The organism is Mycobacterium sp., assembly GCF_044342925.1.
Classification (GTDB): Bacteria; Actinomycetota; Actinomycetes; order Mycobacteriales; family Mycobacteriaceae; genus Mycobacterium.
Window position 1 is genome coordinate 1 of record NZ_JBIIOV010000019.1, and the last position, 22,343, is coordinate 22,343.

26 protein-coding genes and 2 pseudogenes are annotated in these 22,343 nt (G+C 68.7%); 10 read left to right on the top strand and 18 right to left on the bottom strand.

The annotated features are described in order from the left end of the window. Positions 1–552, top strand: a 552-nt coding sequence (locus tag ADBZ6I_RS03710; protein WP_526380992.1) for a LamG domain-containing protein, incomplete at its 5' end; no start/stop codon positions are given. Between the two features lie 39 nt (positions 553–591). Continuing rightward, a pseudogene (locus ADBZ6I_RS03715) lies at positions 592–810 on the top strand (TetR/AcrR family transcriptional regulator); the annotation flags it as partial. A 166-nt stretch (positions 811–976) separates the two neighbouring features. Here the strand turns inward: ADBZ6I_RS03715 and ADBZ6I_RS03720 are convergent. Both ADBZ6I_RS03720 and glmS read right to left on the bottom strand, forming a co-directional pair. Further along, on the bottom strand, positions 977–2,437 hold the full coding sequence (locus ADBZ6I_RS03720; protein WP_526380994.1) for a bifunctional ADP-dependent NAD(P)H-hydrate dehydratase/NAD(P)H-hydrate epimerase: 1,461 nt from the start codon (positions 2,435–2,437) through the stop codon (positions 977–979). A 7-nt stretch (positions 2,438–2,444) separates the two neighbouring features. After that, the gene (gene glmS / locus ADBZ6I_RS03725) at positions 2,445–4,313 is read right to left on the bottom strand and encodes a glutamine--fructose-6-phosphate transaminase (isomerizing) (protein ID WP_526380996.1); all 1,869 of its coding nucleotides are present in this window, start codon (positions 4,311–4,313) and stop codon (positions 2,445–2,447) included. A gap of 55 nt (positions 4,314–4,368) precedes the next feature. On the opposite strand from glmS, the gene ADBZ6I_RS03730 reads away from it, so the two are divergent. Further along, the gene (locus ADBZ6I_RS03730) at positions 4,369–5,208 is read left to right on the top strand and encodes a dienelactone hydrolase family protein (RefSeq protein WP_526380998.1); all 840 of its coding nucleotides are present in this window, start codon (positions 4,369–4,371) and stop codon (positions 5,206–5,208) included. 14 nt (positions 5,209–5,222) lie between these two features. Continuing rightward, positions 5,223–6,263, top strand: a complete 1,041-nt coding sequence (locus ADBZ6I_RS03735; protein WP_526381000.1) for an LLM class F420-dependent oxidoreductase — start codon at positions 5,223–5,225, stop codon at positions 6,261–6,263. A gap of 2 nt (positions 6,264–6,265) precedes the next feature. Here ADBZ6I_RS03735 and ADBZ6I_RS03740 read toward each other — a convergent pair whose 3' ends face one another. The 8 genes and pseudogenes from ADBZ6I_RS03740 to ADBZ6I_RS03775 form a co-directional block, all read right to left on the bottom strand. Next, positions 6,266–7,276 carry a hypothetical protein gene (locus ADBZ6I_RS03740; protein ID WP_526381002.1) on the bottom strand — a complete coding sequence of 337 codons (1,011 nt, stop codon included), beginning with the start codon at positions 7,274–7,276 and terminating at the stop codon, positions 6,266–6,268. Next, positions 7,273–7,536, bottom strand: coding sequence for a hypothetical protein (locus tag ADBZ6I_RS03745; RefSeq protein ID WP_526381004.1), 264 nt, complete (start codon positions 7,534–7,536; stop codon positions 7,273–7,275). The genes ADBZ6I_RS03740 and ADBZ6I_RS03745 overlap by 4 nt, the downstream gene beginning before the upstream one ends. 38 nt (positions 7,537–7,574) lie before the next feature. Next, positions 7,575–8,909, bottom strand: a complete 1,335-nt coding sequence (glmM, locus tag ADBZ6I_RS03750; protein ID WP_526381006.1) for a phosphoglucosamine mutase — start codon at positions 8,907–8,909, stop codon at positions 7,575–7,577. Between the two features lie 100 nt (positions 8,910–9,009). Beyond that, positions 9,010–9,483 (bottom strand): hypothetical protein, encoded by a 474-nt coding sequence (locus ADBZ6I_RS03755; RefSeq protein ID WP_526381008.1) that lies wholly within the window; start codon positions 9,481–9,483, stop codon positions 9,010–9,012. Positions 9,484–9,733: 250 nt separating this feature from the next. Continuing rightward, positions 9,734–10,189: a 30S ribosomal protein S9 gene (gene rpsI, locus ADBZ6I_RS03760; RefSeq protein ID WP_526381046.1), complete on the bottom strand. Its 456-nt coding sequence runs from the start codon at positions 10,187–10,189 to the stop codon at positions 9,734–9,736. Positions 10,190–10,242: 53 nt separating this feature from the next. Beyond that, positions 10,243–10,686 carry a 50S ribosomal protein L13 gene (rplM, locus tag ADBZ6I_RS03765; protein WP_313674761.1) on the bottom strand — a complete coding sequence of 148 codons (444 nt, stop codon included), beginning with the start codon at positions 10,684–10,686 and terminating at the stop codon, positions 10,243–10,245. A 310-nt stretch (positions 10,687–10,996) separates the two neighbouring features. Then, a complete protein-coding gene (locus ADBZ6I_RS03770; RefSeq protein ID WP_526381011.1) occupies positions 10,997–11,929 on the bottom strand; it encodes a type VII secretion-associated protein in 933 nt (310 codons plus the stop codon). Positions 11,930–12,059: 130 nt separating this feature from the next. Beyond that, positions 12,060–12,602 (bottom strand): annotated as a pseudogene (locus ADBZ6I_RS03775) (CGNR zinc finger domain-containing protein); the annotation flags it as partial. A gap of 70 nt (positions 12,603–12,672) precedes the next feature. Here ADBZ6I_RS03775 and ADBZ6I_RS03780 point away from each other — a divergent pair. The 4 genes from ADBZ6I_RS03780 to ADBZ6I_RS03795 all read left to right on the top strand — a co-directional run bounded on the left by ADBZ6I_RS03780 (position 12,673) and on the right by ADBZ6I_RS03795 (position 15,762). Further along, positions 12,673–13,689 carry an EamA family transporter gene (locus tag ADBZ6I_RS03780; protein ID WP_526381013.1) on the top strand — a complete coding sequence of 339 codons (1,017 nt, stop codon included), beginning with the start codon at positions 12,673–12,675 and terminating at the stop codon, positions 13,687–13,689. Further along, positions 13,686–14,345, top strand: coding sequence for a cutinase family protein (locus ADBZ6I_RS03785; protein ID WP_526381015.1), 660 nt, complete (start codon positions 13,686–13,688; stop codon positions 14,343–14,345). Before ADBZ6I_RS03780 ends, ADBZ6I_RS03785 begins: the two co-directional genes overlap by 4 nt. 45 nt (positions 14,346–14,390) lie before the next feature. Beyond that, on the top strand, positions 14,391–15,035 hold the full coding sequence (locus ADBZ6I_RS03790) for a cutinase family protein (protein ID WP_526381017.1): 645 nt from the start codon (positions 14,391–14,393) through the stop codon (positions 15,033–15,035). 61 nt (positions 15,036–15,096) lie between these two features. Continuing rightward, positions 15,097–15,762 carry a cutinase family protein gene (locus ADBZ6I_RS03795; protein WP_526381019.1) on the top strand — a complete coding sequence of 222 codons (666 nt, stop codon included), beginning with the start codon at positions 15,097–15,099 and terminating at the stop codon, positions 15,760–15,762. Here the strand turns inward: ADBZ6I_RS03795 and truA are convergent. From truA to infA, 8 genes are all read right to left on the bottom strand, one after another. Further along, positions 15,759–16,634, bottom strand: coding sequence for a tRNA pseudouridine(38-40) synthase TruA (truA, locus tag ADBZ6I_RS03800; RefSeq protein ID WP_526381048.1), 876 nt, complete (start codon positions 16,632–16,634; stop codon positions 15,759–15,761). The two genes, ADBZ6I_RS03795 and truA, sit on opposite strands and share 4 nt — an antisense overlap. Next, a complete protein-coding gene (rplQ, locus tag ADBZ6I_RS03805; RefSeq protein ID WP_526381021.1) occupies positions 16,621–17,235 on the bottom strand; it encodes a 50S ribosomal protein L17 in 615 nt (204 codons plus the stop codon). The genes truA and rplQ overlap by 14 nt, the downstream gene beginning before the upstream one ends. 62 nt (positions 17,236–17,297) lie before the next feature. Then, entirely contained in the window at positions 17,298–18,362 is a 1,065-nt protein-coding gene (locus tag ADBZ6I_RS03810; protein ID WP_526381023.1) for a DNA-directed RNA polymerase subunit alpha, read from the bottom strand. Between the two features lie 89 nt (positions 18,363–18,451). Beyond that, entirely contained in the window at positions 18,452–19,057 is a 606-nt protein-coding gene (gene rpsD / locus ADBZ6I_RS03815; RefSeq protein WP_526381025.1) for a 30S ribosomal protein S4, read from the bottom strand. Positions 19,058–19,072: 15 nt separating this feature from the next. Further along, complete coding sequence (gene rpsK / locus ADBZ6I_RS03820; RefSeq protein WP_313675072.1) at positions 19,073–19,489, bottom strand: 30S ribosomal protein S11; 417 nt, start codon at positions 19,487–19,489, stop codon at positions 19,073–19,075. A 2-nt stretch (positions 19,490–19,491) separates the two neighbouring features. Further along, on the bottom strand, positions 19,492–19,866 hold the full coding sequence (gene rpsM, locus ADBZ6I_RS03825) for a 30S ribosomal protein S13 (RefSeq protein ID WP_526381028.1): 375 nt from the start codon (positions 19,864–19,866) through the stop codon (positions 19,492–19,494). 214 nt (positions 19,867–20,080) lie between these two features. Beyond that, a complete protein-coding gene (rpmJ, locus tag ADBZ6I_RS03830) occupies positions 20,081–20,194 on the bottom strand; it encodes a 50S ribosomal protein L36 (protein WP_025737541.1) in 114 nt (37 codons plus the stop codon). 41 nt (positions 20,195–20,235) lie between these two features. After that, entirely contained in the window at positions 20,236–20,457 is a 222-nt protein-coding gene (gene infA, locus ADBZ6I_RS03835) for a translation initiation factor IF-1 (protein WP_213516935.1), read from the bottom strand. Positions 20,458–20,655: 198 nt separating this feature from the next. On the opposite strand from infA, the gene rfbB reads away from it, so the two are divergent. Both rfbB and rfbC read left to right on the top strand, forming a co-directional pair. Beyond that, entirely contained in the window at positions 20,656–21,651 is a 996-nt protein-coding gene (gene rfbB, locus ADBZ6I_RS03840) for a dTDP-glucose 4,6-dehydratase (RefSeq protein ID WP_526381030.1), read from the top strand. Between the two features lies 1 nt (position 21,652). After that, on the top strand, positions 21,653–22,273 hold the full coding sequence (gene rfbC, locus ADBZ6I_RS03845; RefSeq protein ID WP_526381032.1) for a dTDP-4-dehydrorhamnose 3,5-epimerase: 621 nt from the start codon (positions 21,653–21,655) through the stop codon (positions 22,271–22,273). The last annotated feature ends 70 nt before the right edge of the window (positions 22,274–22,343 follow it).

The following is a 22,343-nucleotide window of genomic DNA, read 5'->3' on the forward strand; positions in this document are numbered from 1 at the left end:
TACAAGTACTTCCCGGACACCGCGCCGGTGCCCGAGGGTGTTTCGGTCAACATCCGGGGGCGGTCCTACAAGATCGCCGCCAATGTCGATATGCAGCCGGATGCCCAGGGCGTGGTCTTCGCGCAAGGGTCGCGGTTCGGTGGACACACGCTGTTCATCAAAGACGGCCGGCTGCACTACGTGTACAACTTCCTGGGTATCAAGCCGGAGCAGGACTTCGTGTCCCCGCCGCTGAGCCCGGGCAAGCACACCCTGGGTATGGAGTTCAAACGGGAACGCGCCGGCCAGTACGGCGAATCGCTGGGCACCACCACGCTGTACGTGGACGGCAAAGAGGTGGCCAAGGGACCCATGAAGGCACAGATCGGTAAGTTCACGCTCGCCGGCGACGGCCTGACCGTGGGCTACGACAGCGCCGACAACGTCTCCCAGCAGTACAAGAACCCGGGCAAGTTCACCGGCGGCACCATCCAGGGTGTCACGTTCGACGTCAGCGACAAGGCCTACGTCGATCTCCAACGAGACGCCGCCGCGGCGTTCAACACGGATTGACGGGTCCGACATTGGCTTCCAGCGAATTAGCTGACGAGTTTGTTTCGTCTATGCCGGAGTCCTAGTGAGCTTCAGGGCGGCCCGCGATCTCCATCCCGAGCCGCCCTGATCCACGGCCTGATCTGGGGAAAACTCAATCAGCGGCTTCTCGACGCGGCAGACGACCTGTTCATCGAAACCGGCTACTTCGCCACCAACTTGGCCGACATCACCTCCCGGGCGAGCGTGACCACCGGGGCGTTTTACCACCACTTCGCCTCCAAGGAAGCCACCACACTGCGTGATTCGATCGCGGCGGTGGTTCCATCGCCTCGTCGGGCAGGCGCAGCGACGGGACGGGGTCGGTGGACAGCCGGCCGGTGTACGCGGGGCCGATCGACGGCGACCGGTACTTGACGTGCGGCATGTGTTGTCCTCCTGAGTGCTACAGACGAGCGATCGCGCCACGAATGTGGGAGAGAATCCGGGAGGCCGACGTCGGCACCAGCGCCGGTCCCGGGTCGGCGGCGGAGGCGTTGGCCGCCCGGGCGTGGACGAACGCGGCCATGGCAGCGGCCTCCCCAGCGGGCAGGCCGGCGGCCAGCAGCGCGCCGATGACCCCGGATAGCACGTCGCCGGAGCCGGCGGTGGCCGCCCACGACCCGCCGGCCGGGTTGAGGTAGGTGAGTCCTGTTGCTGCACCGGGATCGGCGATGACGGTGACGTTACCCTTGAGTAGCACTGTGGCACCGAGCGATTCGGCCAGCCGGCGGGCGGCGTGCACCCGGTCGTCACCGGCCGATCCCCGATCTGATGTCGCCGGCAAGCCGGCTCCGGCCGCAATTCGTTGGTACTCCCCGGCGTGCGGGGTCAGCACGGTGGGCGCCGTCCGGCCGGACACCAGGTGCGGGTGCGCGGCGAGCAGGGTCAGTCCGTCGGCGTCGACGATGACGGGCAGGTCGGTGCCCAGCGCGAACGTCAGGTGCGCCAACGCCGCGTCGCCGGTACCCAGACCGGGCCCGACGCACCAGGCCTGCACCCGCCCGGCCTCCGGCGCGCTCGGCGCGGCGACCACCTCCGGCCAGTGCGAGAGCACTTCGGCAGCGGCGGCGCCGGCGTAGCGGACCATGCCCGAGGTGGCGGCGACGGCCGCACCGGTGCACAGGATCGCCGCGCCGGGGTAGGTGGCGGAGCCGGCCAGGATGCCGACGACGCCCTGGGTGTACTTGTCGTCGTGCGGGCCGGGCACCGGCCAGCGGGCTTTGACGTCGGCGGCATCCAGTCCGACCAGTTCGGTGTCGGGCAGGTCCAGACCGATGTCGACCAGTTGCACCCGGCCGCAGTCGGCGAGCGCGTGCACCGGCTTGAGCCCGCCGAAGGTGACGGTGAGCGCGGCCCTGACCGCGGGACCTGTGACCGCGCCGGTCTGTACGTCGATGCCGCTGGGGATGTCCACGGCGACCACCGGAATCCCGGCGGCGTCAACGGCGGCGAACACCTGTGCGGCAGCCGGACGCAGCGGCCCTTTGCCGGAGATCCCGACCACCCCGTCGAGTACCAGATCGGTGCCCACCGGCACGGTGTCGACCACCCGGCCGCCGGCGGCGCGGAACGCCGTCAGCGCGGCAGGGTGGGTGCGGGCGGGGTTGAGCAGGACCGCCGAGGCGGCGGCTCCGCGACGGCGCAGCAACGTGACCGCCCACAGCGCATCTCCGCCGTTGTCACCGGAACCCACCACCGCGCATACCGTCCGCCCGGCGACGCCGCCGGTGCGCCGGCGCAGTTCGGCGCCGACGGCGCTGGCCAGGCCTCCCGCCGCGCGGCGCATAAGAGCGCCGTCGGGCAGGTCTGCCAGCAACGGGGCCTCGGCGGCCCGGATCTGTTCGGCGGTGAAGTAGTGCCGCATGGCGTCGTTATTCGACGGTGACGGATTTGGCGAGGTTGCGCGGCTTGTCGACGTCGTAGCCACGGGCCCGTGCGACCTCCGCGGCGAACACCTGCAGCGGAACGGTCGACAGCAGTGGCTGGTAAAGCGTTGACACGGCGGGGATTTCGATCATGTGATCGGCGTAGGGCCGAACGGTGTCGTCGCCCTCCTCGGCGATCACGATGGTCACCGCCCCGCGGGCCTGGATCTCCCGGATGTTGGACAGCAGCTTGGCGTGCAGCATCGCGGCGTTCTTCGGCGAGGGCATCACCACGATCACCGGTACGCCTTCTTCGATCAGCGCGATCGGGCCGTGCTTGAGCTCGCCGGCGGCGAAGCCCTCGGCGTGCATGTAGGCCAGTTCCTTGAGCTTCAGCGCACCTTCCAGCGCCACCGGGTAGCCCACGTGGCGACCCAGGAACAGCACCGTCGGCGAGTCGGCGAAACGCCGGCCCAGTTCAGCCACGACGTCGAGGTGGTCGAGCACCTGGGCCACGAGGTCGGGCATGGCCTCCAGTTCGTGGTACTCCCGGGCGACCTCGTCGGGGTATTTGGTACCGCGGGCCTGCGCGAGCGCCAGGCCGACGAGGTAGTTCGCGGCGACCTGGGCCAGGAAGGTCTTGGTGGCCGCGACACCGATCTCCGGTCCGGCGCGGGTGTAGAGCACCGCGTCGGCCTCCCGGGGAATCTGGCTGCCGTTGGTGTTACAGATGGCCAGCACCTTGGCCTTCTGAGTCTTGGCGTGCCGCACCGCCTCCAGAGTGTCGGCCGTCTCGCCGGACTGCGAGATGGCGATCACCAGAGTGCCGCGGTCCAGCACCGGGTCGCGATAACGGAATTCACTGGCCAGCTCGACCTCCACCGGCACCCGAGTCCAGTGCTCGATGGCGTACTTGGCCAGAAGACCGGCGTGATAGGCGGTGCCGCAGGCGACGATGAACACTTTGTCCACCTCGCGCAGTTCCTGATCCGACAGGCGCTGCTCGTCGAGCACGATGCGGCCGTCGGCGAAATGGCCGAGCAGGGTGTCGGAGACCGCGGTCGGCTGCTCGGCGATCTCCTTGAGCATGAAGTAGTCGTAGCCGCCCTTCTCGGCGGCCGACAGGTCCCAATCGATGTGGAATACGCGGGCGTTGGCGGCGTCGTCGTTGCCGTGGAAGTCGATGATGCGGTAGCCGTCGGCGGTGATCACCACTGCCTGGTCTTGACCGAGTTCGACTGCGTCGCGGGTGAATTCGATGAACGCCGCGACGTCAGAGCCGAGGAACATCTCACCGTCGCCGATGCCGACCACCAGCGGGGTCGAGCGCCGGGCAGCCACGATGGTGCCCGGGTCGGCGGCGTGGGCGAAGACCAAGGTGAAGTGGCCTTCCAGGCGGCGCAGCACGGCCAGCGCGGAGGCCTCGAAATCGCCGGCGGTGGCGCCCTCGCGGTAGGCGCGGGCGACCATGTGCACTGCCACCTCGGAGTCGGTGTCGCTGGCGAACTCGACGCCGACGGCCTCCATCTCGGCGCGCAGCGCGGCGAAGTTCTCGATAATGCCGTTGTGCACTATCGCGAACTCGCCGGCGGCGTCGCGGTGCGGGTGGGCGTTGCGGTCGGTGGGCCGGCCGTGGGTGGCCCAGCGGGTGTGGCCGATGCCGGCGCTGCCGCCGAGCGCGGCCGCATCGGTCTCGGCGAGCGCGGCCTCGAGGTTGCTCAGCCGCCCGGCCCGGCGGCGGACAGTGAGCCCGCCGCTGCCGTCGAGAAGGGCCAGCCCCGCCGAGTCGTAGCCGCGATACTCCATCCGGCGCAGGGCGTCGATGACGACGTCACAGGCGGGTCGGTGTCCGACGTAAGCCACGATCCCGCACATGGTCTACCAGGGTAGTCGAGCCCGCAGGGGAGGTTCTGTCCGCTACGGTCAACGCATGGCCCGTAAGCGCCCGTTGTTCAGTGCACTGACGCGTCCCGGACCGCACCAGGTTCTTCGCGGTGACTTGGGCTTTGCCGGGATTCCCGGGGCGGTCTTCACCCCCGCGGAGGGGTTCCATCTGCCCGGGGTGGCCTTCGGCCACGACTGGATGAGTAATGTCGAGGACTACATCGGAACCCTCGAACATCTGGCCAGCTGGGGCATCGTGGCCGCGGCACCGGACACCCAGCGCGGACTGGTGCCGTCGGCCCTGACCCTCTCCCATGACCTCGCCTCCACCCTCGACGTCATCAGTGGCGTTCGGTTGGGCAACGGGCAGATCAGCGTGGCTGCCGACAAGCTGGGACTGGTGGGGCACGGGTTCGGCGGCGCGGCGGCGGTACTGGCCGCAGCCGGCGGGATCACGGTGGCGGCGGTCGCGGCGCTGTTCCCCGCGGTGACCAAGCCGTCAGCGGAAGCCGCCGCGGCGACGCTGACAGTGCCAGGTCTGGTGCTGGCGTCTCCCGGCGACGCGACATCGCTGCGCACCGATGCTCTGGAGGTCGCGGCGGGCTGGGACGGCGCAGTGTTGCGGGTGGTCAACAAGGCCGACCCGTCCGACCTGGCCGAGAAGCGCAAGCTCTCCCGCCTGCTGCTGGGTTTCCGCGGCTCCACCGACAACACCCAGAAGACGGTTCGCGCCCTGCTGACCGGTTTCCTGTTGTTCCACCTCACCGGCGACGAGGCGTACCAGGAGTTCGCCGACCCCGACGCCGAACTGCCCGGTACCAGCAAGCCGGACCCCGACGCTGCGCCGGTGACGATGGAGGATCGCATCGCCTCGCTGTTCCGCTGATAGCGTGCGGGCGCATGCGCACCGGCATCTTCCTGTCCTACGCGGGCGGCTTCCACGAGACCGTTCAGCACGTCGTCGAACTGGAGAAGCAGGGCGTGAACATCGCCCTGGTGGCCGAGGCGTATTCCTTCGACGCCGTTAGCCAGTTGGGGTTCCTTGCGGCCAAGACCTCGACGATGCAGCTGGGTACCGGAGTGGTGCCGATCTACACCCGCACCCCGGCGCTGCTGGCCATGACGGCGGCCGGCTTGGACTACGTGTCCGACGGCCGGTTCAACCTGGGCATCGGAACGTCCGGACCGCAGGTGGTGGAGGGCTTCCACGGCTTGGCGTTCGACGCGCCGCTTGGCCGCACCCGCGAAGTCGTCCAGATCTGCCGGCAGGTATGGCGCCGCGAGCGGTTGGATCATCAGGGCCGCAATTATCAGATCCCGTTGCCGGCAGAGCGTGGCACCGGGCTGGGCAAGGCGCTCAAGATCATCAATCAGCCGGTGCGGGAACGCATCCCGATCCACATCGCCGCGCTGGGACCCAAGAATGTCGAGCTGACCGCGGAGATCGCCGAGGGCTGGCAGCCGGTGTTCTTCCTGCCCGAGCGGGCCGACGACATCTGGGGTGACGCGCTGCGCGCCGGACATGCCAAGCGCGACAGCAGCCTCGGTGAGCTCGACGTGATGGTGGGCGTTTCCCTGGCCATCGGCGACGATGTCGAGGATCGCTTGCAGTGGGCCAAACCCCAACTGGCCCTTTATATCGGCGGGATGGGCGCCAAAGGCCGCAACTTCTACCACGACGTCGCCACCCGGTACGGGTTCGGTGAGGTGGCCGACCGCATCCAGGATCTGTACCTGTCCGGCCGCAAGGCGGAGGCCATCGCGGCGGTGCCCGACGAACTGGTGCGCGATGTGTCGCTGATCGGCCCGCGGGGATACGTCAAGGAACGCATCGCCGCCTTCGCCGAAGCCGGGGTGACGACCCTGCTGGCCACCCCGGTGACCGCCGACGGCGCCGAATACATCAGCTACGTCGAGCAGTTGCAGCAGCTGCTGCCCTAGCTTCACTGCCCGACCTGCGGGAGTTCGTCGGCGGCGATCTCGCACGGGGTCTTGCCATCGGAGGGTACCGCCGGCACCAGACCGGGCGGCGGTGGCGGCTCGGCGGTCGGGGGCTCGGCGGGCGGGGGCTCGGCGGGCGGGGGCAGCTCGGCCGCCAACAGCGGCATCGGCGGGCTCTCCTGTTGCGGCACAGCGCCATCCGGTTGCGGCGTGGGCACGGCGGCGGGGAGCACCGGCGGCTGCGCCGTGGGCGTCGGTGCATATCCGTCTGTCGGCGAGGGTTTTTGGTCGGGTTCGGCGCCCGGTTCGGCGCCGCGTTCGGCTTCGGGTTGGTCGGGGGGTTCGGCGCCGCGTTCGGCTTCGGGTTCGGCGCCGCGTTCGGCTTCGGGTTGGTCGGGGGGTTCGGCGTCCCGCGTGTCTGTACCCAACGAGTCGGCCTCTGGCGCATCCGCACTCAGAACATCGGCGATCTGCGCCACCAGTCCTGCGACGGTGCTCCCGAGGTTCGGGAACGCCGCTGCGCCGAGGTTGGGCACCGGCGGCGATCCCGGGGAGGGCGGCCAGGCCGGCATAGCCGGCGCCGGCGATACCGCGGGCGACGACAGCGCGGCCGGCGGCATGGGCGGCGCCGGTGTGGCGAACACCGGCGCGGCACGATCGCTCAGGCGGGCAGCGGCCTGCGCGTACTCCGAGGGTTGCGGGTAGGCCGCGCCATCGACGGTGTCGATCGGGCCGGCGCCGCCGTCGTAGCCGGCTCCGAGGGTGGACAGGGAATCCCGCAAGGCCCGCAATTCCGCCGCGGCACCGTGCAGGGCCTCCACCAGATCCGCCGCTTCATCGCATTGCCGCCGAACCAGATCAATTGCGGCAGAACCAGATTCACCGCCCCAGCCCTCGTCGAGCACCGCGAGGGCAGATCGGTGCAACGCCAGCGCCTCCTCAGCTGCCGATCCGGCGGCCGACAACGCCGCACTGTCCGCGGCGAGCGCCTCGCCGGTGTACCGCCGCGTCATCGCAGCGCCGCCGCAGCGTCTGCCTCGTGTTCGGCATAGCGATCCGCACCGGCCCGCAGGGCATGCGCGGTCTCGCGGGCGGCCCGCCGCCACGCCGCGACGTCGTCCGACAGCTGATCCAGCCCGTCGCGCAGCCTCCCGCCCCCGCACCGCAGGGCGCCGAGGTGCCCGGCCAGCGTGGAATCCAGCAGATCGGCGGCGGTGTCGAGTTGTCGCGCGGCGGCCCGCAACGCGTGCAGGTCAACCGATGTGGTTCCCATATCGGATAAGACGCCGCAGCGTGCCATCCGGTTCCGTGTCAGTCCTCGGCGCTGACCGACTCTGCCACCCGGTGGGCGACCTGACGGGCGGTGTCCTCGTCCTGGGCCTCGACCATGACGCGCACGATCTGCTCGGTTCCCGAGGGCCGCAGCAGAATCCGGCCGGTGTCACCCAATCGGGCCTCGGCTTCAGCGACGGCGGTCTGCACGGCCGGCGCCTCGGCGACCGCGGCCTTATCGGCCACCTCCACGTTGATCAGCACCTGCGGCATGGACTGCATGGGGGCGGCAAGCTCGGCCAGCGAGGATCGGGTCTGTGCCATCCGCGACATCAGCCGCAACCCGGTGAGGATGCCGTCGCCGGTGGTGCCGAACGCCGGCAGCACGATGTGGCCGGACTGCTCACCACCGAGGCTGTACTCCCCCGCCCGCAGTTCCTCCAGCACGTAGCGGTCACCGACCGCGGTGGTCCGCACAGTGATCCCGGCCTCGCGCATGGCGACGTGCAGCCCCAGGTTGCTCATCACCGTGGCGACCAGCGTGCCGGAGGCGAGTTCACCGGCTTCGTGCATGGCCAGCGCCAGGACCGTCATGATCGCGTCGCCGTCGATCACCCGGCCGGTCGCGTCAACGGCCAGGCAGCGGTCGGCGTCACCGTCGTGGGCGAGGCCGAGGTCGGCCCCGTGGGCGAGCACCGCCTGCCGCAGCGGGTCGAGGTGGGTTGAGCCGCAGCCGTCGTTGATGTTGAGACCATCGGGCTGGTCGTTAATGGCGATCACCCTGGCGCCGGCCGCTGCATAGGCGCGCGGCGCCGCCGCCGACGCAGCGCCGTTGGCGCAATCGACGACCACGGTCAGCCCCTCCAACCGGGTCCCGATCGCGGCGAACAGATGATCGAGGTAGCGCTCGATGGCGTCGGACGCCCGTCGTACCCGGCCGATCTCGGCGCCGACCGGCCGCAGCCCGGGTCCCTGGGCGACCAGTTCCTCGATGCGGTCCTCGGCGTCGTCGTCGAGTTTGTGGCCGCCGGGACCGAAGATCTTGATGCCGTTGTCGGGCATCGGGTTGTGCGACGCGGAGATCATCACACCGAGATCGGCCCCGTAGGCCGCCGTCAGGTACGCGACGGCCGGGGTGGGCAGCACACCCACCAGCAGGGCGTCGACACCCTCACTGGTGAGCCCGGCGATGACGGCCGCCTCCAGCAACTCGCCGCTGGCGCGGGGATCGCGGCCCACCACCGCGACACGGTGCCCAGCGGTCGCGGGCACCAACCGGCGGGCGGCAGCGGCGCTGAGCGCCAATCCCAGCTCCGCGGTCAGTTCCCGGTTGGCGACTCCGCGCACGCCGTCGGTCCCGAACAGTCGGCCCATGCCGACAAACCTCTCACATCGACCGCCTCATGACACAACCGCCCGCACCCGGAAACGGGTGCGGGCGGCTGTTGTTAGTCCCTGGAAGCAAGCCGGACGCTTAGCGGCCGACCTGCCCCGGCGGGGTGCTCGGCGCAGTGGCGCTCGGCGGCACCGCCTCGGTGTCCCGGTTCTGGCCCGGCGCGCTCTCCGAAGCGCCCTGATCGCCGCTCTGGCCGGGCACGCCTTCGGCAACGCCCGCGGTGTTCTGGCTGAAGGCGAACGACAGCCCCATCATCCCGGTGCAGGGATTCGTCAACTCGGTGCCGTTGACGTCGAGGTTGGTCAGTGCGGGAAGGTCGATCATCGACATCGGGCAGGTCGATGCGGCCAGGGTGACCGCATTGGCGAGCGTGACGTCCTGGATGACGCCGATCTGCTGGCCGTTGGCGGTCACCGTGATGTTGACCAGGCCGTCACCGGCGGTCTGCGCCTCCGGTGCGGGCGGCGCAGCGTGAGCCAGGCCGAGGCCGCCACCGACGAGCAGTGCGCCGCCGAACAGAGTTCCGGCGGCAGTCTTCTTCAGCGTGTTCAAGTTTCGCTCCTTTGTGTTTCCTGTGATTGGCAGGGTCGCCGGAACTGCGCAAGTCACACAGCCCCGAAGGAGGACCCCCCGAAAAGGTCCATTCCCACCTCGGGCAGCCGACATTGACCGTCGGCTCCTCACAGACTTGCCAATCCGACGCGAACCGAAACCCGCCGAGGGTGAAAAGTGACCCGCACAACACAATCGCCGGGTGCCCCGCGGAAGCGGAAACACCCGGCGATTGTGTGCCTGAGCAGGGTCAGCGCTTGCTGTACTGCGGCGCCTTGCGGGCCTTTTTGAGGCCGTACTTCTTGCGCTCGATGGCGCGCGGGTCACGGGTGAGGAAGCCGGCCTTCTTCAGTGCCGGACGGTCCTCGGGCTGAACCAGGATCAGCGCGCGGGCGATCGCCAGGCGCAGCGCACCGGCCTGGCCGGACGGTCCGCCGCCGTCGAGGTGGGCGTAGACGTCGAAGCTGTCCACCCGATCGACGGTGACCAGCGGAGCCTTGATCAGCTGCTGGTGCACCTTGTTGGGGAAGTAGGCCTCCAGGGTGCGGCCATCGAGGTGGAACTGGCCGGTGCCGGGCACTAGGCGGACCCGGACGACGGCTTCCTTGCGGCGGCCAACGGTCTGGATCGGCCGGTCGATGATGACGGGCTGACGGGGTGCGGTCTCGACCGGGGCTTCCGGCGCGGACTCGAAAGTCTCGACCACTTCGTCGACCTCGACCACTTCGGCCTCGGTGCTGTCGGTCCCAATTTCCTGTGTCACTGAGCCACCTGCTTGATCTCGTAGGGAATCGGCTGCTGGGCGGTGTGCGGGTGCTCGGGACCCGCGTAGACCTTCAGCTTCTTCTGGATCTGGCGGCTGAGCTTGTTGTGCGGCAGCATGCCGACGATCGCGGTCTCCACGACGCGGTCCGGGTGCTTCTGCATGAGCTCACCGATGGTGCGCGAGCTCAGGCCGCCGGGATACCCCGAGTGGCGGTAGGCAAGCTTGCCGGTGAGCTTGGTGGCCGCGATGGCGACCTTGTCGGCGTTGATGACGATGACGAAGTCACCGCCGTCGACGTTGGGCGTGAATGTCGGCTTGTGCTTGCCGCGCAGCAGATTGGCTACTGCGACGGCGAGCCGGCCGAGCACCACGTCGGTGGCGTCGACGACGTACCACGAGCGCGTGGTGTCACCGGCCTTCGGCGTGTATGTGGGCACAGCGTGTACCTCTCCTCTGGGGGTGGTTCCCGGTTGATCCGGGGGCTGGTCGGGGCGTTCGACGGTCGGGATGGTTTCCCGGCGACCAACAGTGACCCGAGAACCCGCTTTACCCCGCGGGAAACCCACGGCGTACCGCACGCCAGCGGGTCAGCCTACCGGGCGGAATCAGCGCAGGTCAAAACGCCGAGGTGATGCCAGTCGACGGCTGAATTGAGGGGCCGACATCTCGGCGGTCCCGACGGCTCTCCTCCGTCGAAACCGCGCAGACCTCGGACCCTCCATGCTTGTTGTGCCACGTGTAAGACGCTCAGCGCGCCGGATCGGTTCCACGCTCGCGCACCGAGGCGACGGACTGCTCGCAGGCGGGCCGCACCGCCTCTTCGCTGCCGGGCGGGCTCTGGCACCCGACGCTGATGCGGGTGGCCCCGGCGACGACCACCCACCAGTCCACGGATCGGCCCGATCGGATCTCCCGGTAGGTCACCGCCGGCCGGCCGGCGAGCCGGGCGTCGGACCGCAGGTCGACGAACACCCCGGCGGCCTGCCCGGCAATCGCGCGGGCCAGCACCTGCGCGGCCTGGGTGAGCGTGACCTCGGGGGCGTAACTCTGGGTGATGTGGATGGCCACGTCCGGATCCGCCGGCGAGGTGACCTGCAGACGCCGCGAGCCGGGACCGCCGGTGACCCGTGCGACGGTCCAGTCGGCGGGCACCTGCACCGCGATCCGGCCTTCCGCGACCATGCGTGACGTCGGCGCCTCGGCCGCGTGACGCACGGGTGCCGGCCGGAATCCGGCCACCGCGGCCCCGATCAGAACGGCGACCGCCGCGGCGGCAAGCAGGGGCAGGACCAGCGCCGCCGACCGCATCATGCGGCGCGGACGGTCCTCGGGCGGCGTTTCGGCCACGTCGGCGGCGAGGTCGGCGACCGCCTCCGGTGACCATTCCGATCGCGGTGTCGCGACCACCTCGTCGGCGACGGTGTTGGCCGCCGCGAGCAGCCGTTCGACCCGCAGCCGCGGCCACTCGTCGGGATGCACCACCACGATGCGACGGCACGACTCGCCGGCGGCGGCGACCATCACCGCGCGCCACAGCTCAGAAACAGCGACGGGGCGATCCAGATACAGTCCGACCGGATCGTCGATCCAATCCAGTGCCGCCTCCACCAGTGCGGGTTCGACGGCCTGGCCGACACCGTCGGACAGCACCGTGTCCGGTCCGACGCCGATCACCGTCATGCGCGGTGACGCTAGGCGTTCAGCGCGCGGTGGCCCCGCCGTTGTCCACAGGGCCGGTTCCCACAGGACCGGTTCCCACAGGGCCGGTTTCCACAGGGCCGCTGTCCACAGGGCCATCCGAAGCGGGACGGGTCCGGCGCTCCCGGTAGGCCGCGACATGCTGGCGGTTTCCGCAGTTGCCGGTGTCGCAGAACATCCGCGAGCGGTTGCGGGACAGATCGACGAGCACCGCGTCGCAATCACCCGCCGCACAGGTCTTGAGTCGGCGCAACTCCCCGGCCCGAATCAGATCGGCCAGCGCCATGGCCATCTCCGCACCCATCCGCTGCGCCAGCGGCTCATCGGCGGAGGCCAGATGCAGATGCCATTCGGGCATCTCCGGATGACGGGTCAGCCAGGGTGCGGCGTGGGTGTCGGCCAGCAGAGCGTTGACCTGCTCGACGGTGCGTTCCTCGTCGTCCGCGACCGCCCAGATTCCACCGAGCCGACGCCGCAGCCGGTGTACCGCGGCCAACTCGCCGGCATCGCGGTCACGCCGGCCGGTGGTGCCGTAGTCGGCGAGGTATCGGTCGAGGGCGGCCTGGTCTCCGAGGCGCTCCCCGTCGACGAGGTCGCTGTTGACCAGGACGCAGGCCGCGCGCAGCGTGAGCTCAGTGTCATGACTGAAAAGCATTTGACCCATGACCTCCTCACCCCGTACGGTCACGACCAACTGAAATATTACTCATGACAGGGAGCGTCCGGTGTCGAAGACGACCAGCGTCGACCAATTTCGGCTCGGGCTGCTGTTCGCCACCGCGTCGGCATTCAGCTTCGGCATGTCCGGGCCGCTGGCCAAAGCACTGATGGTGGCCGGCTGGTCCCCGACCGCGGCGGTCACCGCCCGGCTGGCCGGCGGGGCACTGGTGCTGGTCATCGCCGCCAGCATCGTCAAGCGGGACTGGTTGCTCCAAGCGCGCGCCCACGCCCGAACCGTGGTGACCTACGGACTCATCCCGGTCGCCGGCGCCCAACTCTGCTACTACAACGCCGTCGCGCACCTGTCGGTCGGCGTCGCACTGCTCTTGGAATACACCTCGCCGGTGCTGGTCATCGCCTGGGTGTGGATCACCACCAAACGCCGCCCGTCCGGGCGGACCCTGGCCGGTGTGGCCCTGGCGATCATCGGCATCGCCCTGGTACTCGACGTGGTCAACGGCGCGCGGGTGGACGCCGTCGGCGTGGCCTGGGGACTGGGCGCCGCACTGTGCGCGGTCTGCTACTTCATGATGTCCGACGCGGTGACGGCCGACGGCTCCGGTCTGCACGCCATCACGCTGGCCGCCGGCGGCCTGGTGGTCGCGACGGTCGCGGTGACGGCGCTCGGGGTGTCCGGCGTCATGCCCCTGCGGTTCACCGCCGACGACACCGTGATAGCCGGAATGACCCTGCCCTGGTTCGTCCCGGTGCTGCTGCTCGGTGTGATCGCCACGGCGCTGGCCTACCAGTTGGGCATCAGCGGGGTGGCACGGCTGCGGCCCAGTTTCGCCTCGCTGGTCGGCCTGGCCGAGGTGATGTTCGCCGTCGTGGCGGCCTGGCTGCTGCTCGACGAGCGGATCACCGTGGTGCAGGCCGTCGGGGGCATCGTGGTGTTGGCCGGACTGACCCTGGCCCGCCAGGGTCAGCGGGGTTCTGACGTGCACGTTTCGCTCGCCCAGGAGCCAACCGAGCGAACATCGGTGAGCCCGCAGGCTGATCGTCTGGAACAATCGTGGCCGTGACGAAGACTCCCTTGCCTCTGGTCCTAAAAGCCGGCGCGACGCTGCTCATCGCCACGGCGGCCGCCGTCAGTCCGCTGGCGGCGCCGCTGGCAAATGCCGCGGATTGTCACGACGTCGAGGTGGTCTTCGCCCGCGGCACCAGCGAGGCGCCGGGCATCGGTCGCGTCGGAGATGCCTTCGTCAACAACCTGGCCGGCCTGATCGGCAACCGCAGCATGGGCGTCTACGCCGTGAACTACCCGGCCAGCTACGACTTCCTGGCCGTCGCCGACGGCGCCAACGACGCCAGCCGCCATATCCAGTGGGTCGCCAACACCTGCCCCAACAGCAGGATTGTCCTCGGCGGATACTCGCAGGGCGCGGCTGTTGTCGACGTCGTCGCCGCCATTCCGGTGCCCGGCATCGGATTCAACAACCCGCTCCCGCCCTTCGCCGGCGACAAGATCGCGGCGGTGGCCGTCTTCGGCAACCCGTCCACCAAGATCGGCCTGCCGCTCACCTCCAGCCCGGTCTTCGGACCCCGGGCCATCGACATCTGCAATCCCGGCGACCCGATCTGCTCCAACGGCGACAACAGCAGCGTGCTGGCGCATCGCAGTTACGGACCTGACGGCACGGCGAGCCAGGCGGCCTACTTCGTCGCCAACCGGCTCTAGCGGCGCGGTTTCGCCCTACCCTGCGCGGTATGTGAGGATTGCCGGATGCGCTTTCTCCCGGGCCTTTTCGCGTGCCTTTCTGCGACCGCAAGCCTGGCGGTGGCGGCTCCCGCCCAGGCCGCGCCGTGTCCGGACGTCGAATTGATTTTCGCCCGCGGCACCAGCGAACCAGCAGGTATCGGCCGGGTCGGCCAGGCGCTGAGCTCCGAACTGGCCGCCAGCCTCGGCGGACGCAGCCTAGGCACCTACGGCGTCAACTACCCGGCGAGTTATGACTTCCTCGCGTCGGCCGACGGCGCGATCGACGCCACGAACCGGCTCACCGCGATGGCCCAGCAATGCCCCAGTACCCGTTTCGTACTGGGCGGCTACTCCCAGGGCGCGGCCGTGGTGGACATGTTGCTGGGCATCCCGCCACTGGGCGACAAGGTGGGCGAGATCGGTTCGGCGGCGCCGCTGCCGCATAGTCTGGCGAGCAAGGTCGCCGCGGTGGCGGTATTCGGCAATCCCGCAACGAAATTCGGCAACCCGGTCTCCATGGCGGTGCCACCGTTCAGCGGCAAGGGCATCGACCTGTGCGCCGACGGCGACCCGATCTGCTCCCAGGGCCGCAACCCCTTCGCCCACACCAGCTACGAGAAGACCACCATGGTCGGCCAGGCAGCCGGATTCGTCTCCGGGCTGCTGTAACCGCTCCGGGCTACTCTCTACTCATCTGGCCCCGCCGCCCGGTGGCGGCTACCATGGCGTGATGCTTGTGAGGCGGATGTGCACATTGGTGTCGGTGGTGACATCGATCACGGCGTCCGCGCTGGCCATGCCGGTGACGCTGCCGCCCGCCGCCGCGGCGCCCTGCCCGGAGGTCGAGGTGGTGTTCGCCCGCGGCCGTGCCGAAGCGCCAGGCACCGGTCGGGTCGGGGACGCGTTCGTCGAGGCTCTGCGCGCCAGGAGCGATAAGAACATCGGCTTCTACGCGGTGAAATACCCGGCCGATACCGAAGTCATCCAGGGTGCCAACGACATGAGCCGGCGCATCCAGTTCATGGCCACCAACTGCCCAAACACGCGGCTGGTGCTGGGCGGCTACTCCCTCGGCGCCGCCGTCACCGACGTCGTGGTGGCCGTGCCGGCGCCGGTCTTCGGCTACACCAACCCGTTGCCGCTGGGTATGGACGAGCACATCGCCGCGGTGGCGTTGTTCGGCAACGGAACCCGCAAGGTGCTGGGCCCGGTGTCCGATCTCAGCGGCCTGTACGGAGACAAGACCATCGACCTGTGCACCGATGAGGACCCGGTGTGCAACGACAACCTGTCGCCGGAGACGTGGGCGGACAACTGGGGAGCCCACCAGTACGACGCGTACGTGACCTCGGGATTGGTCGATCAGGCAGCCGAGTTCGTGGCCGCCCGGCTTTAGTCGAGAACGCGCAAGTCCCGAGTCACCGCGATCCTGGCGGCCAGTTGATCGTCGGGCGGATAGTCCACCCCGATCAGCGTCAAGCCGCGCGCAGGGGCGGCGGCGAAATCACTGGAGCGGCCCTGGGCCTGCAACAGCGTTGCGCACCAGGCCGGTTCGCGCCGACCCTCCCCCACGGCGAGCAGCGCACCGATCAGTGACCGGACCATCGACCAGCAGAACGCGTCCGCACTGACGTAGGCGGTGAGTAGGTCTCCGTCGCGAACCCAGTCCAGGCGCTGCAAGTCGCGGATCGTGGTCGCGCCGGGCCGGTGCCGGCAGAACGCGGCGAAATCATGCAGGCCCACCAGGGTTTGCGAGGCCGCGGCCATGGCATCGACGTCGAGCGCACGCGGCCAGGTCGCCACGAAGCGAGCCTGCTGCGGGTCGGCACCGTAGGGCGCCTGCGTCAGGCGATAGGCGTAATGGCGGCGCAGCGCCGAGAATCGGGCGTCGAATCCGTCTGGGGCACGGCGTATCCCGACGAACCGGACATCCTCCGGAAGAAACTTGGCCAGCCGGCGCACCAAGGCGTCGAACTCGCCGTCGCTCGACCGACGGTGTCGCGGATAGGCGTGCCCGAGCGCGTCACCCGGAACGTCGACATGGGCCACCTGTCCGGAGGCATGCACGCCGCTGTCGGTACGTCCGGCAGCGAACAGCCGCACCGGCACGCGGAATACCGTCGACAACGCCGCGTCGAGTACACCGCCTACGGTGCGGTGCCCCTCCTGGGCAGCCCAACCGGCGAAATCCGTTCCGTCGTAAGCGATGTCCAGCCGCAGCCGGACCGTCGGTAGGACGGCCCGGCCGGCGTCGTCAGGACTGGTCAGACTCGGCGGCCGTCGGCTCCTCGGCCGAGGCCTCGTAGGTAACCTCGTCGGCGAAGACAGCGGCGGTCGCGTCGGCGATGCCGGCGTCCTGCGCCTCGACGGCCTCAATGGTCTCAACGGTCGGACCCACGGCGGCCTCCGGCTCCACCGCGGCCTGCGGCGCGGCGGCGGCGGCCACCGGAGCGGCAGCCTTCTTGGCCGACGCGGCGGCCCGACGGGCCCGGTTGGCCTCGGAGACGACGGTCTTCTCCCGGACCAGTTCGATGACGGCCATCGGGGCGTTATCGCCCTTGCGCGCCTCGACCTTGACGATCCGGGTGTAACCGCCGTTGCGGTCGGCGAAGAACGGACCGATCTCGGCGAACAGGGTGTGCACCACGTCCTTGTCGCGGATCTTCTTCATCACCTCACGCCGGTTGTGCAGCGTGCCCTTCTTGGCGTGGGTGATGAGCTTCTCGGCGTAGGGACGCAACGCCCGGGCCTTCGGCTCGGTGGTCGTGATCCGGCCGTGCTCGAACAGCGAGGTGGCCAGGTTGGCCAGGATCGCCTTCTGATGCGAGGACGACCCGCCGAGGCGAGGACCCTTAGTGGGCTTGGGCATTGCGCTATCTCCTAGGTGAGCCCGATCGCCGTATCAGGTACGACCGGGGGGAACGGACTCTGTTAGAGCTGTTCGGTTTCGGCGTAGTCGGCGTCGGCGTCGGCGTCATACGCCGCGTCGTAACCGGCGTCGGTGCTCCAGGTGCCGGTGGCGACGTCGTAACCGACGACCTCGGACGGATCGAAGCTGGCCGGCGAGTCCTTCAGCGACAGACCCAGCTGGTGCAGCTTGATCTTGACCTCGTCGATGGACTTCTGGCCGAAGTTGCGGATGTCGAGCAGATCGGACTCGGTGCGGGCGACCAGTTCGCCGACGGTGTGCACGCCCTCACGCTTGAGGCAGTTGTAGGAGCGCACGGTCAGGTCGAGGTCGTCGATCGGCAGCGCGAACGCCGCGATGTGATCGGCCTCGGCCGGCGACGGGCCGATCTCGATACCCTCGGCCTCGACGTTGAGCTCTCGGGCCAGGCCGAAGAGCTCGACCAGAGTCTTGCCGGCCGACGCCAGAGCGTCCCGCGGGCTGATGGAGTTCTTGGTCTCCACGTCCAGGATCAGCTTGTCGAAGTCGGTGCGCTGCTCGACGCGGGTGGCCTCCACCTTGTAGGTGACCTTGAGCACCGGCGAGTAGATGGAATCGACCGGAATACGACCGATCTCGGCACCTGAGGCCTTGTTCATCACAGCCGGAACGTAACCGCGGCCGCGCTCAACGACGAGCTCGATCTCCAGCTTGCCCTTGTCGTTCAGAGTCGCGATGTGCATCTCCGGGTTGTGCACGCTCACCCCGGCCGGCGGCACGATGTCACCGGCGGTGACGGCACCCGGCCCCTGCTTGCGCAGATACATGGTGACCGGCTCGTCCTCGTCGGAGGAGACGACCAGGCCCTTGAGGTTCAGGATGATGTCGGTGACATCCTCCTTGACCCCGGGCACGGTGGTGAACTCGTGCAGCACACCGTCGATGCGGATGCTCGTCACGGCAGCGCCGGGGATCGACGACAGCAGCGTGCGACGCAGCGAGTTGCCGAGCGTGTAGCCGAATCCCGGCTCCAACGGCTCGATGATGAACTGTGAGCGGTTCTCGGCGAGCGACTCTTCGGACAGGGTGGGGCGCTGAGAGATCAGCATTTTCTTCTTCTATCTCCTTTTCGGCAACCGCTATTTGATGCCGTCGGGTGATCTGCGTGAACGGTTGTCCCGCAGCTTCTTTGGATGTCTTACTTCGAGTAGAACTCGACGATCAGCTGCTCGGTGAGCGGCACGTCGATCTGCGCGCGCTCGGGAAGCTGATGGATCAGGATGCGCTGGCGTTCGCCGACGATCTGCAACCAGGACGGAGTCGGGCGGTCGCCCGCGACCTCGCGTGCGATCTGGAACGGGACGGTGTTCAGCGAATTGTCGCGGACGTCGATGATGTCGTACTGCGACACCCGGTAGCTGGGCACGTTCACCTTGACACCGTTGACGGTGAAGTGGCCGTGGCTGACCAGCTGACGGGCCATCCGCCGGGTGCGGGCCAGGCCGGCCCGGTAGACGACGTTGTCCAGCCGGCTCTCGAGGATGCGCAGCAGGTTCTCGCCGGTCTTGCCGGACTGCCGGTTGGCCTCTTCGTAGTAGCGGCGGAACTGCTTCTCCATCACGCCGTAGGTGAAGCGGGCTTTCTGCTTCTCCTGCAGCTGGGTGCGGTATTCGCTCTCCTTGATCCGCGCGCGGCCGTGCTGGCCGGGCGGGTAGGGGCGCTTCTCGAACGATTGATCCCCACCGACGAGGTCGACGCCGAGGCGGCGCGACTTGCGCGTGGAAGGTCCGGTATAACGAGCCATCTGTCAGTTCCTCCCTTAGACCCGGCGCCGCTTGGGCGGACGGCAACCGTTGTGCGGCTGCGGGGTGACATCGGAAATTGCGCCGACCTCAAGGCCGGCGGCCTGCAGTGAACGGATCGCGGTCTCGCGTCCCGAGCCGGGGCCCTTGACGAAGACGTCGACCTTCTTCACACCGTGCTCCTGGGCCTTGCGGGCCGCGTTCTCGGCGGCCAGCTGCGCGGCGAACGGGGTGGACTTGCGCGAACCCTTGAAGCCGACGTGACCTGAGGACGCCCACGCGATGACGTTGCCCTGCGGGTCGGTGATCGACACGATCGTGTTGTTGAACGTGCTCTTGATATGGGCGGCGCCGTGCGGGACGTTCTTCTTTTCCCGGCGCCGGGTCTTCTGACCCTTCTTCGCGCCGGTCGCGGCCTTCTTCGGAGGTGCCATGGTTACTTAGCCTTCTTCTTGCCGGCGATGGTGCGCTTCGGACCCTTGCGGGTGCGCGCGTTGGTCTTGGTCCGCTGGCCGCGCACCGGCAGGCCGCGGCGGTGCCGCAGGCCCTGGTAGCAACCGATCTCGATCTTGCGACGGATATCGGCCTGCACCTCACGGCGCAGGTCGCCCTCCACCTTGAGGGTGGCCTCGATGTACTCACGCAGCTGGGTCAGCTGATCGTCGGTCAGGTCCTTGCTGCGCAGATCCCGGTCAATACCGGTGGCTGCCAGGATCTCCTGGGAGCGGGTACGGCCGATGCCGTAGATGTAGGTCAGCGCGATCTCCATGCGCTTATCGCGCGGGAGATCCACGCCCACTAGACGTGCCACAGGGCTGTATTCCTTCTTCTATGCGGAGGTGTCGATCCCAGACCATTCCCGTCGGCGTGTGGCCTTCGGGGTCCGGCCTCCGTTCCGGACGTGGTCACCCGCCACTAAGTCGATCTCTTGGCGCTGTCGCGCCGGGCAGGGTGGTGGTGCTGGGAGGTCTGCATTCAGTTGTTACGTGCGCCGGGGCCGGCCAGGTGCTTGAGGAGGCCCTGACTCAGCCCTGCCGCTGCTTGTGGCGGGGATCGGTGCAGATCACCATGACCCGCCCATGCCGGCGGATCACCCTGCACTTGTCGCAGATCGGCTTGACGCTCGGGTTCACCTTCACGGCGTGTTGATCCTGTTCTTCCTGGTGGTGGTTCTGGGCTGTTACTTGTAGCGGTACACGATCCGGCCGCGGGTCAGGTCGTAGGGAGAGAGCTCCACCACCACCCGGTCCTCGGGCAGGATGCGGATGTAGTGCTGCCGCATCTTGCCACTGATGTGCGCGAGCACTTTATGGCCGTTCTCCAACTCAATGCGAAACATCGCATTGGGCAGAGGTTCGACCACCCGGCCCTCGACCTCGATGGCGCCGTCTTTCTTGCCCATAGCCTCACTAGATCCATGCGTTGTGTGATGGGGCAGCCTTCGCCCCGACTGCAAAACGTGAGCCCGCCAGAAAGACTTGGCAGAAGTTCTAAGGACTTGACACGCAAAGAGCCGGCGCGATTACCGCACCGTTGCTCCACGATACCCGTTTGGTGCGCGCTCTCCAAAATGGGCGGCATCGCCCGATAAGGTGGGCCGATGCGGCTCTTGGTGACCGGCGGAGCCGGCTTCATCGGAGCCAACTTCGTCCGTCGCACCGTCGAGCGGCGTCCCGGGGTGGCGGTGACGGTACTGGACGCGCTCACCTACGCGGGTAGTCGCTCGTCGCTGACCGGCGTGCAGGACTCGATCCGGCTGGTCGAGGGCGACCTCGCCGATTCCGCCCTGGTCGCCCGGTTGGTCGCCGAGTCCGACGCGGTGGTCAACTTCGCCGCCGAAACGCACGTCGACAAATCCCTGACCGACCCCGCCCGCTTCGTGCACAGCAACGTCGTCGGGACGTTTTCGCTGCTGGAGGCCGTCCGCCGGCACGGCGTCCGGCTGCACCACATCTCCACCGACGAGGTCTACGGCGATCTGCCACTGCACGACGCGCTGCGATTCACCGAGGCCACCGCGTACAACCCGTCGAGCCCCTATTCGGCGACCAAGGCCTCGGCGGACCTGTTGGTCCGGGCCTGGGTGCGGTCCTACGGCATCGACGCCACCATTTCGAACTGCTCGAACAACTACGGACCGTTCCAGCATGTCGAGAAGTTCATCCCCCGCCAGATCACCAACCTGCTGACCGGCCGTCGCCCCAAGCTCTACGGCACCGGCGCCAACGTGCGGGACTGGATCCACGTCGACGACCACAACAGCGCGATCTGGCGGATCCTCGACGACGGGGTGAGCGGGGAGACCTATCTGGTCGGCGCCGACGGCGAGCGCGACAATCTGTCGGTGCTGCGGATGATCCTCGAACTGATGGGGGCCGGCCCCGACGACTTCGACCACGTGCGCGACCGGGCCGGACACGATCTGCGGTACGCGATCGACGCCTCGAAACTGCGCGACGAATTACGTTGGACGCCGGAGCGCACCGACTTCGCCGAGGGCCTACGGACCACGATTGCCTGGTACCGCGACAACGAATGGTGGTGGGGCCCTTTGAAGGACGACGTCGAGGCCCGCTACGCGCAATGTGCTCAGTGATATGACGGCGACAACCACGACGTGGCGTGAGTTGGCCGTCCCCGGAGCCTGGGAGATCACCCCGGCGTTGCATCCGGACCGCCGCGGGACGTTCTTCGAGTGGTTCACCGAGGACAGGTTCGCCGCGATGACGGGGCACCGGCTCGACGTCCGTCAGGCCAACTGTTCGGTGTCGGCCGGCGGAGCGCTGCGGGGTCTGCACTTCGCCGAACTGCCGCCCGGTCAGGCCAAGTACGTCACCTGCGTGCGGGGTTCGGTGTTCGATGTCGTCGTCGACATCAGGGTGGGCTCGCCGACCTACGGCCGGTGGGATTCGGTGCTGCTCGACGACATCACCCGCAGGTCGGTGTATCTCTCCGAGGGCCTGGCGCACGGGTTCCTGGCCCTACAGGACGACTCGACGGTGATGTATCTGTGCTCCTCCCCCTACACACCGCAGCGCGAGCACACCATCCTGGCGACGGATCCGGCCATCGGAATCCAGTGGCCGCTGCCCGCCTCGCGCCTGGCGCTCTCCGACCGCGACGCGGCCGCGCCGTCGCTGGCCGAGGTGCGCGCGGCGGGGCTGCTGCCGACCTGGGAGCAGACCTGCGACGTCATCGCCGGACTGCCCCGGAGTTGACGCTCTTGGCGCAGGCAGGACTATGTACTAGGATATGCAAGTAATCCCCCGTTTCGGCCCGAAGGCAGCC

Excerpts from the sequence above, each read along its gene's own strand:
- ADBZ6I_RS03720 (WP_526380994.1), bottom strand. The coding sequence starts at position 2,437 with ATGCGGCACTACTTCACCGCCGAACAGATCCGGGCCGCCGAGGCCCCG.
- glmS (WP_526380996.1), bottom strand. The coding sequence starts at position 4,313 with ATGTGCGGGATCGTGGCTTACGTCGGACACCGACCCGCCTGTGACGTC.
- ADBZ6I_RS03730 (WP_526380998.1), top strand. The coding sequence starts at position 4,369 with ATGGCCCGTAAGCGCCCGTTGTTCAGTGCACTGACGCGTCCCGGACCG.
- ADBZ6I_RS03735 (WP_526381000.1), top strand. The coding sequence starts at position 5,223 with ATGCGCACCGGCATCTTCCTGTCCTACGCGGGCGGCTTCCACGAGACC.
- ADBZ6I_RS03740 (WP_526381002.1), bottom strand. The coding sequence starts at position 7,276 with ATGACGCGGCGGTACACCGGCGAGGCGCTCGCCGCGGACAGTGCGGCG.
- ADBZ6I_RS03745 (WP_526381004.1), bottom strand. The coding sequence starts at position 7,536 with ATGGGAACCACATCGGTTGACCTGCACGCGTTGCGGGCCGCCGCGCGA.
- glmM (WP_526381006.1), bottom strand. The coding sequence starts at position 8,909 with ATGGGCCGACTGTTCGGGACCGACGGCGTGCGCGGAGTCGCCAACCGG.
- ADBZ6I_RS03770 (WP_526381011.1), bottom strand. The coding sequence starts at position 11,929 with ATGACGGTGATCGGCGTCGGACCGGACACGGTGCTGTCCGACGGTGTC.
- ADBZ6I_RS03790 (WP_526381017.1), top strand. The coding sequence starts at position 14,391 with ATGCGCTTTCTCCCGGGCCTTTTCGCGTGCCTTTCTGCGACCGCAAGC.
- ADBZ6I_RS03795 (WP_526381019.1), top strand. The coding sequence starts at position 15,097 with ATGCTTGTGAGGCGGATGTGCACATTGGTGTCGGTGGTGACATCGATC.
- rplQ (WP_526381021.1), bottom strand. The coding sequence starts at position 17,235 with ATGCCCAAGCCCACTAAGGGTCCTCGCCTCGGCGGGTCGTCCTCGCAT.
- ADBZ6I_RS03810 (WP_526381023.1), bottom strand. The coding sequence starts at position 18,362 with ATGCTGATCTCTCAGCGCCCCACCCTGTCCGAAGAGTCGCTCGCCGAG.
- rpsD (WP_526381025.1), bottom strand. The coding sequence starts at position 19,057 with ATGGCTCGTTATACCGGACCTTCCACGCGCAAGTCGCGCCGCCTCGGC.
- rpsK (WP_313675072.1), bottom strand. The coding sequence starts at position 19,489 with ATGGCACCTCCGAAGAAGGCCGCGACCGGCGCGAAGAAGGGTCAGAAG.
- infA (WP_213516935.1), bottom strand. The coding sequence starts at position 20,457 with ATGGGCAAGAAAGACGGCGCCATCGAGGTCGAGGGCCGGGTGGTCGAA.
- rfbB (WP_526381030.1), top strand. The coding sequence starts at position 20,656 with ATGCGGCTCTTGGTGACCGGCGGAGCCGGCTTCATCGGAGCCAACTTC.
- rfbC (WP_526381032.1), top strand. The coding sequence starts at position 21,653 with ATGACGGCGACAACCACGACGTGGCGTGAGTTGGCCGTCCCCGGAGCC.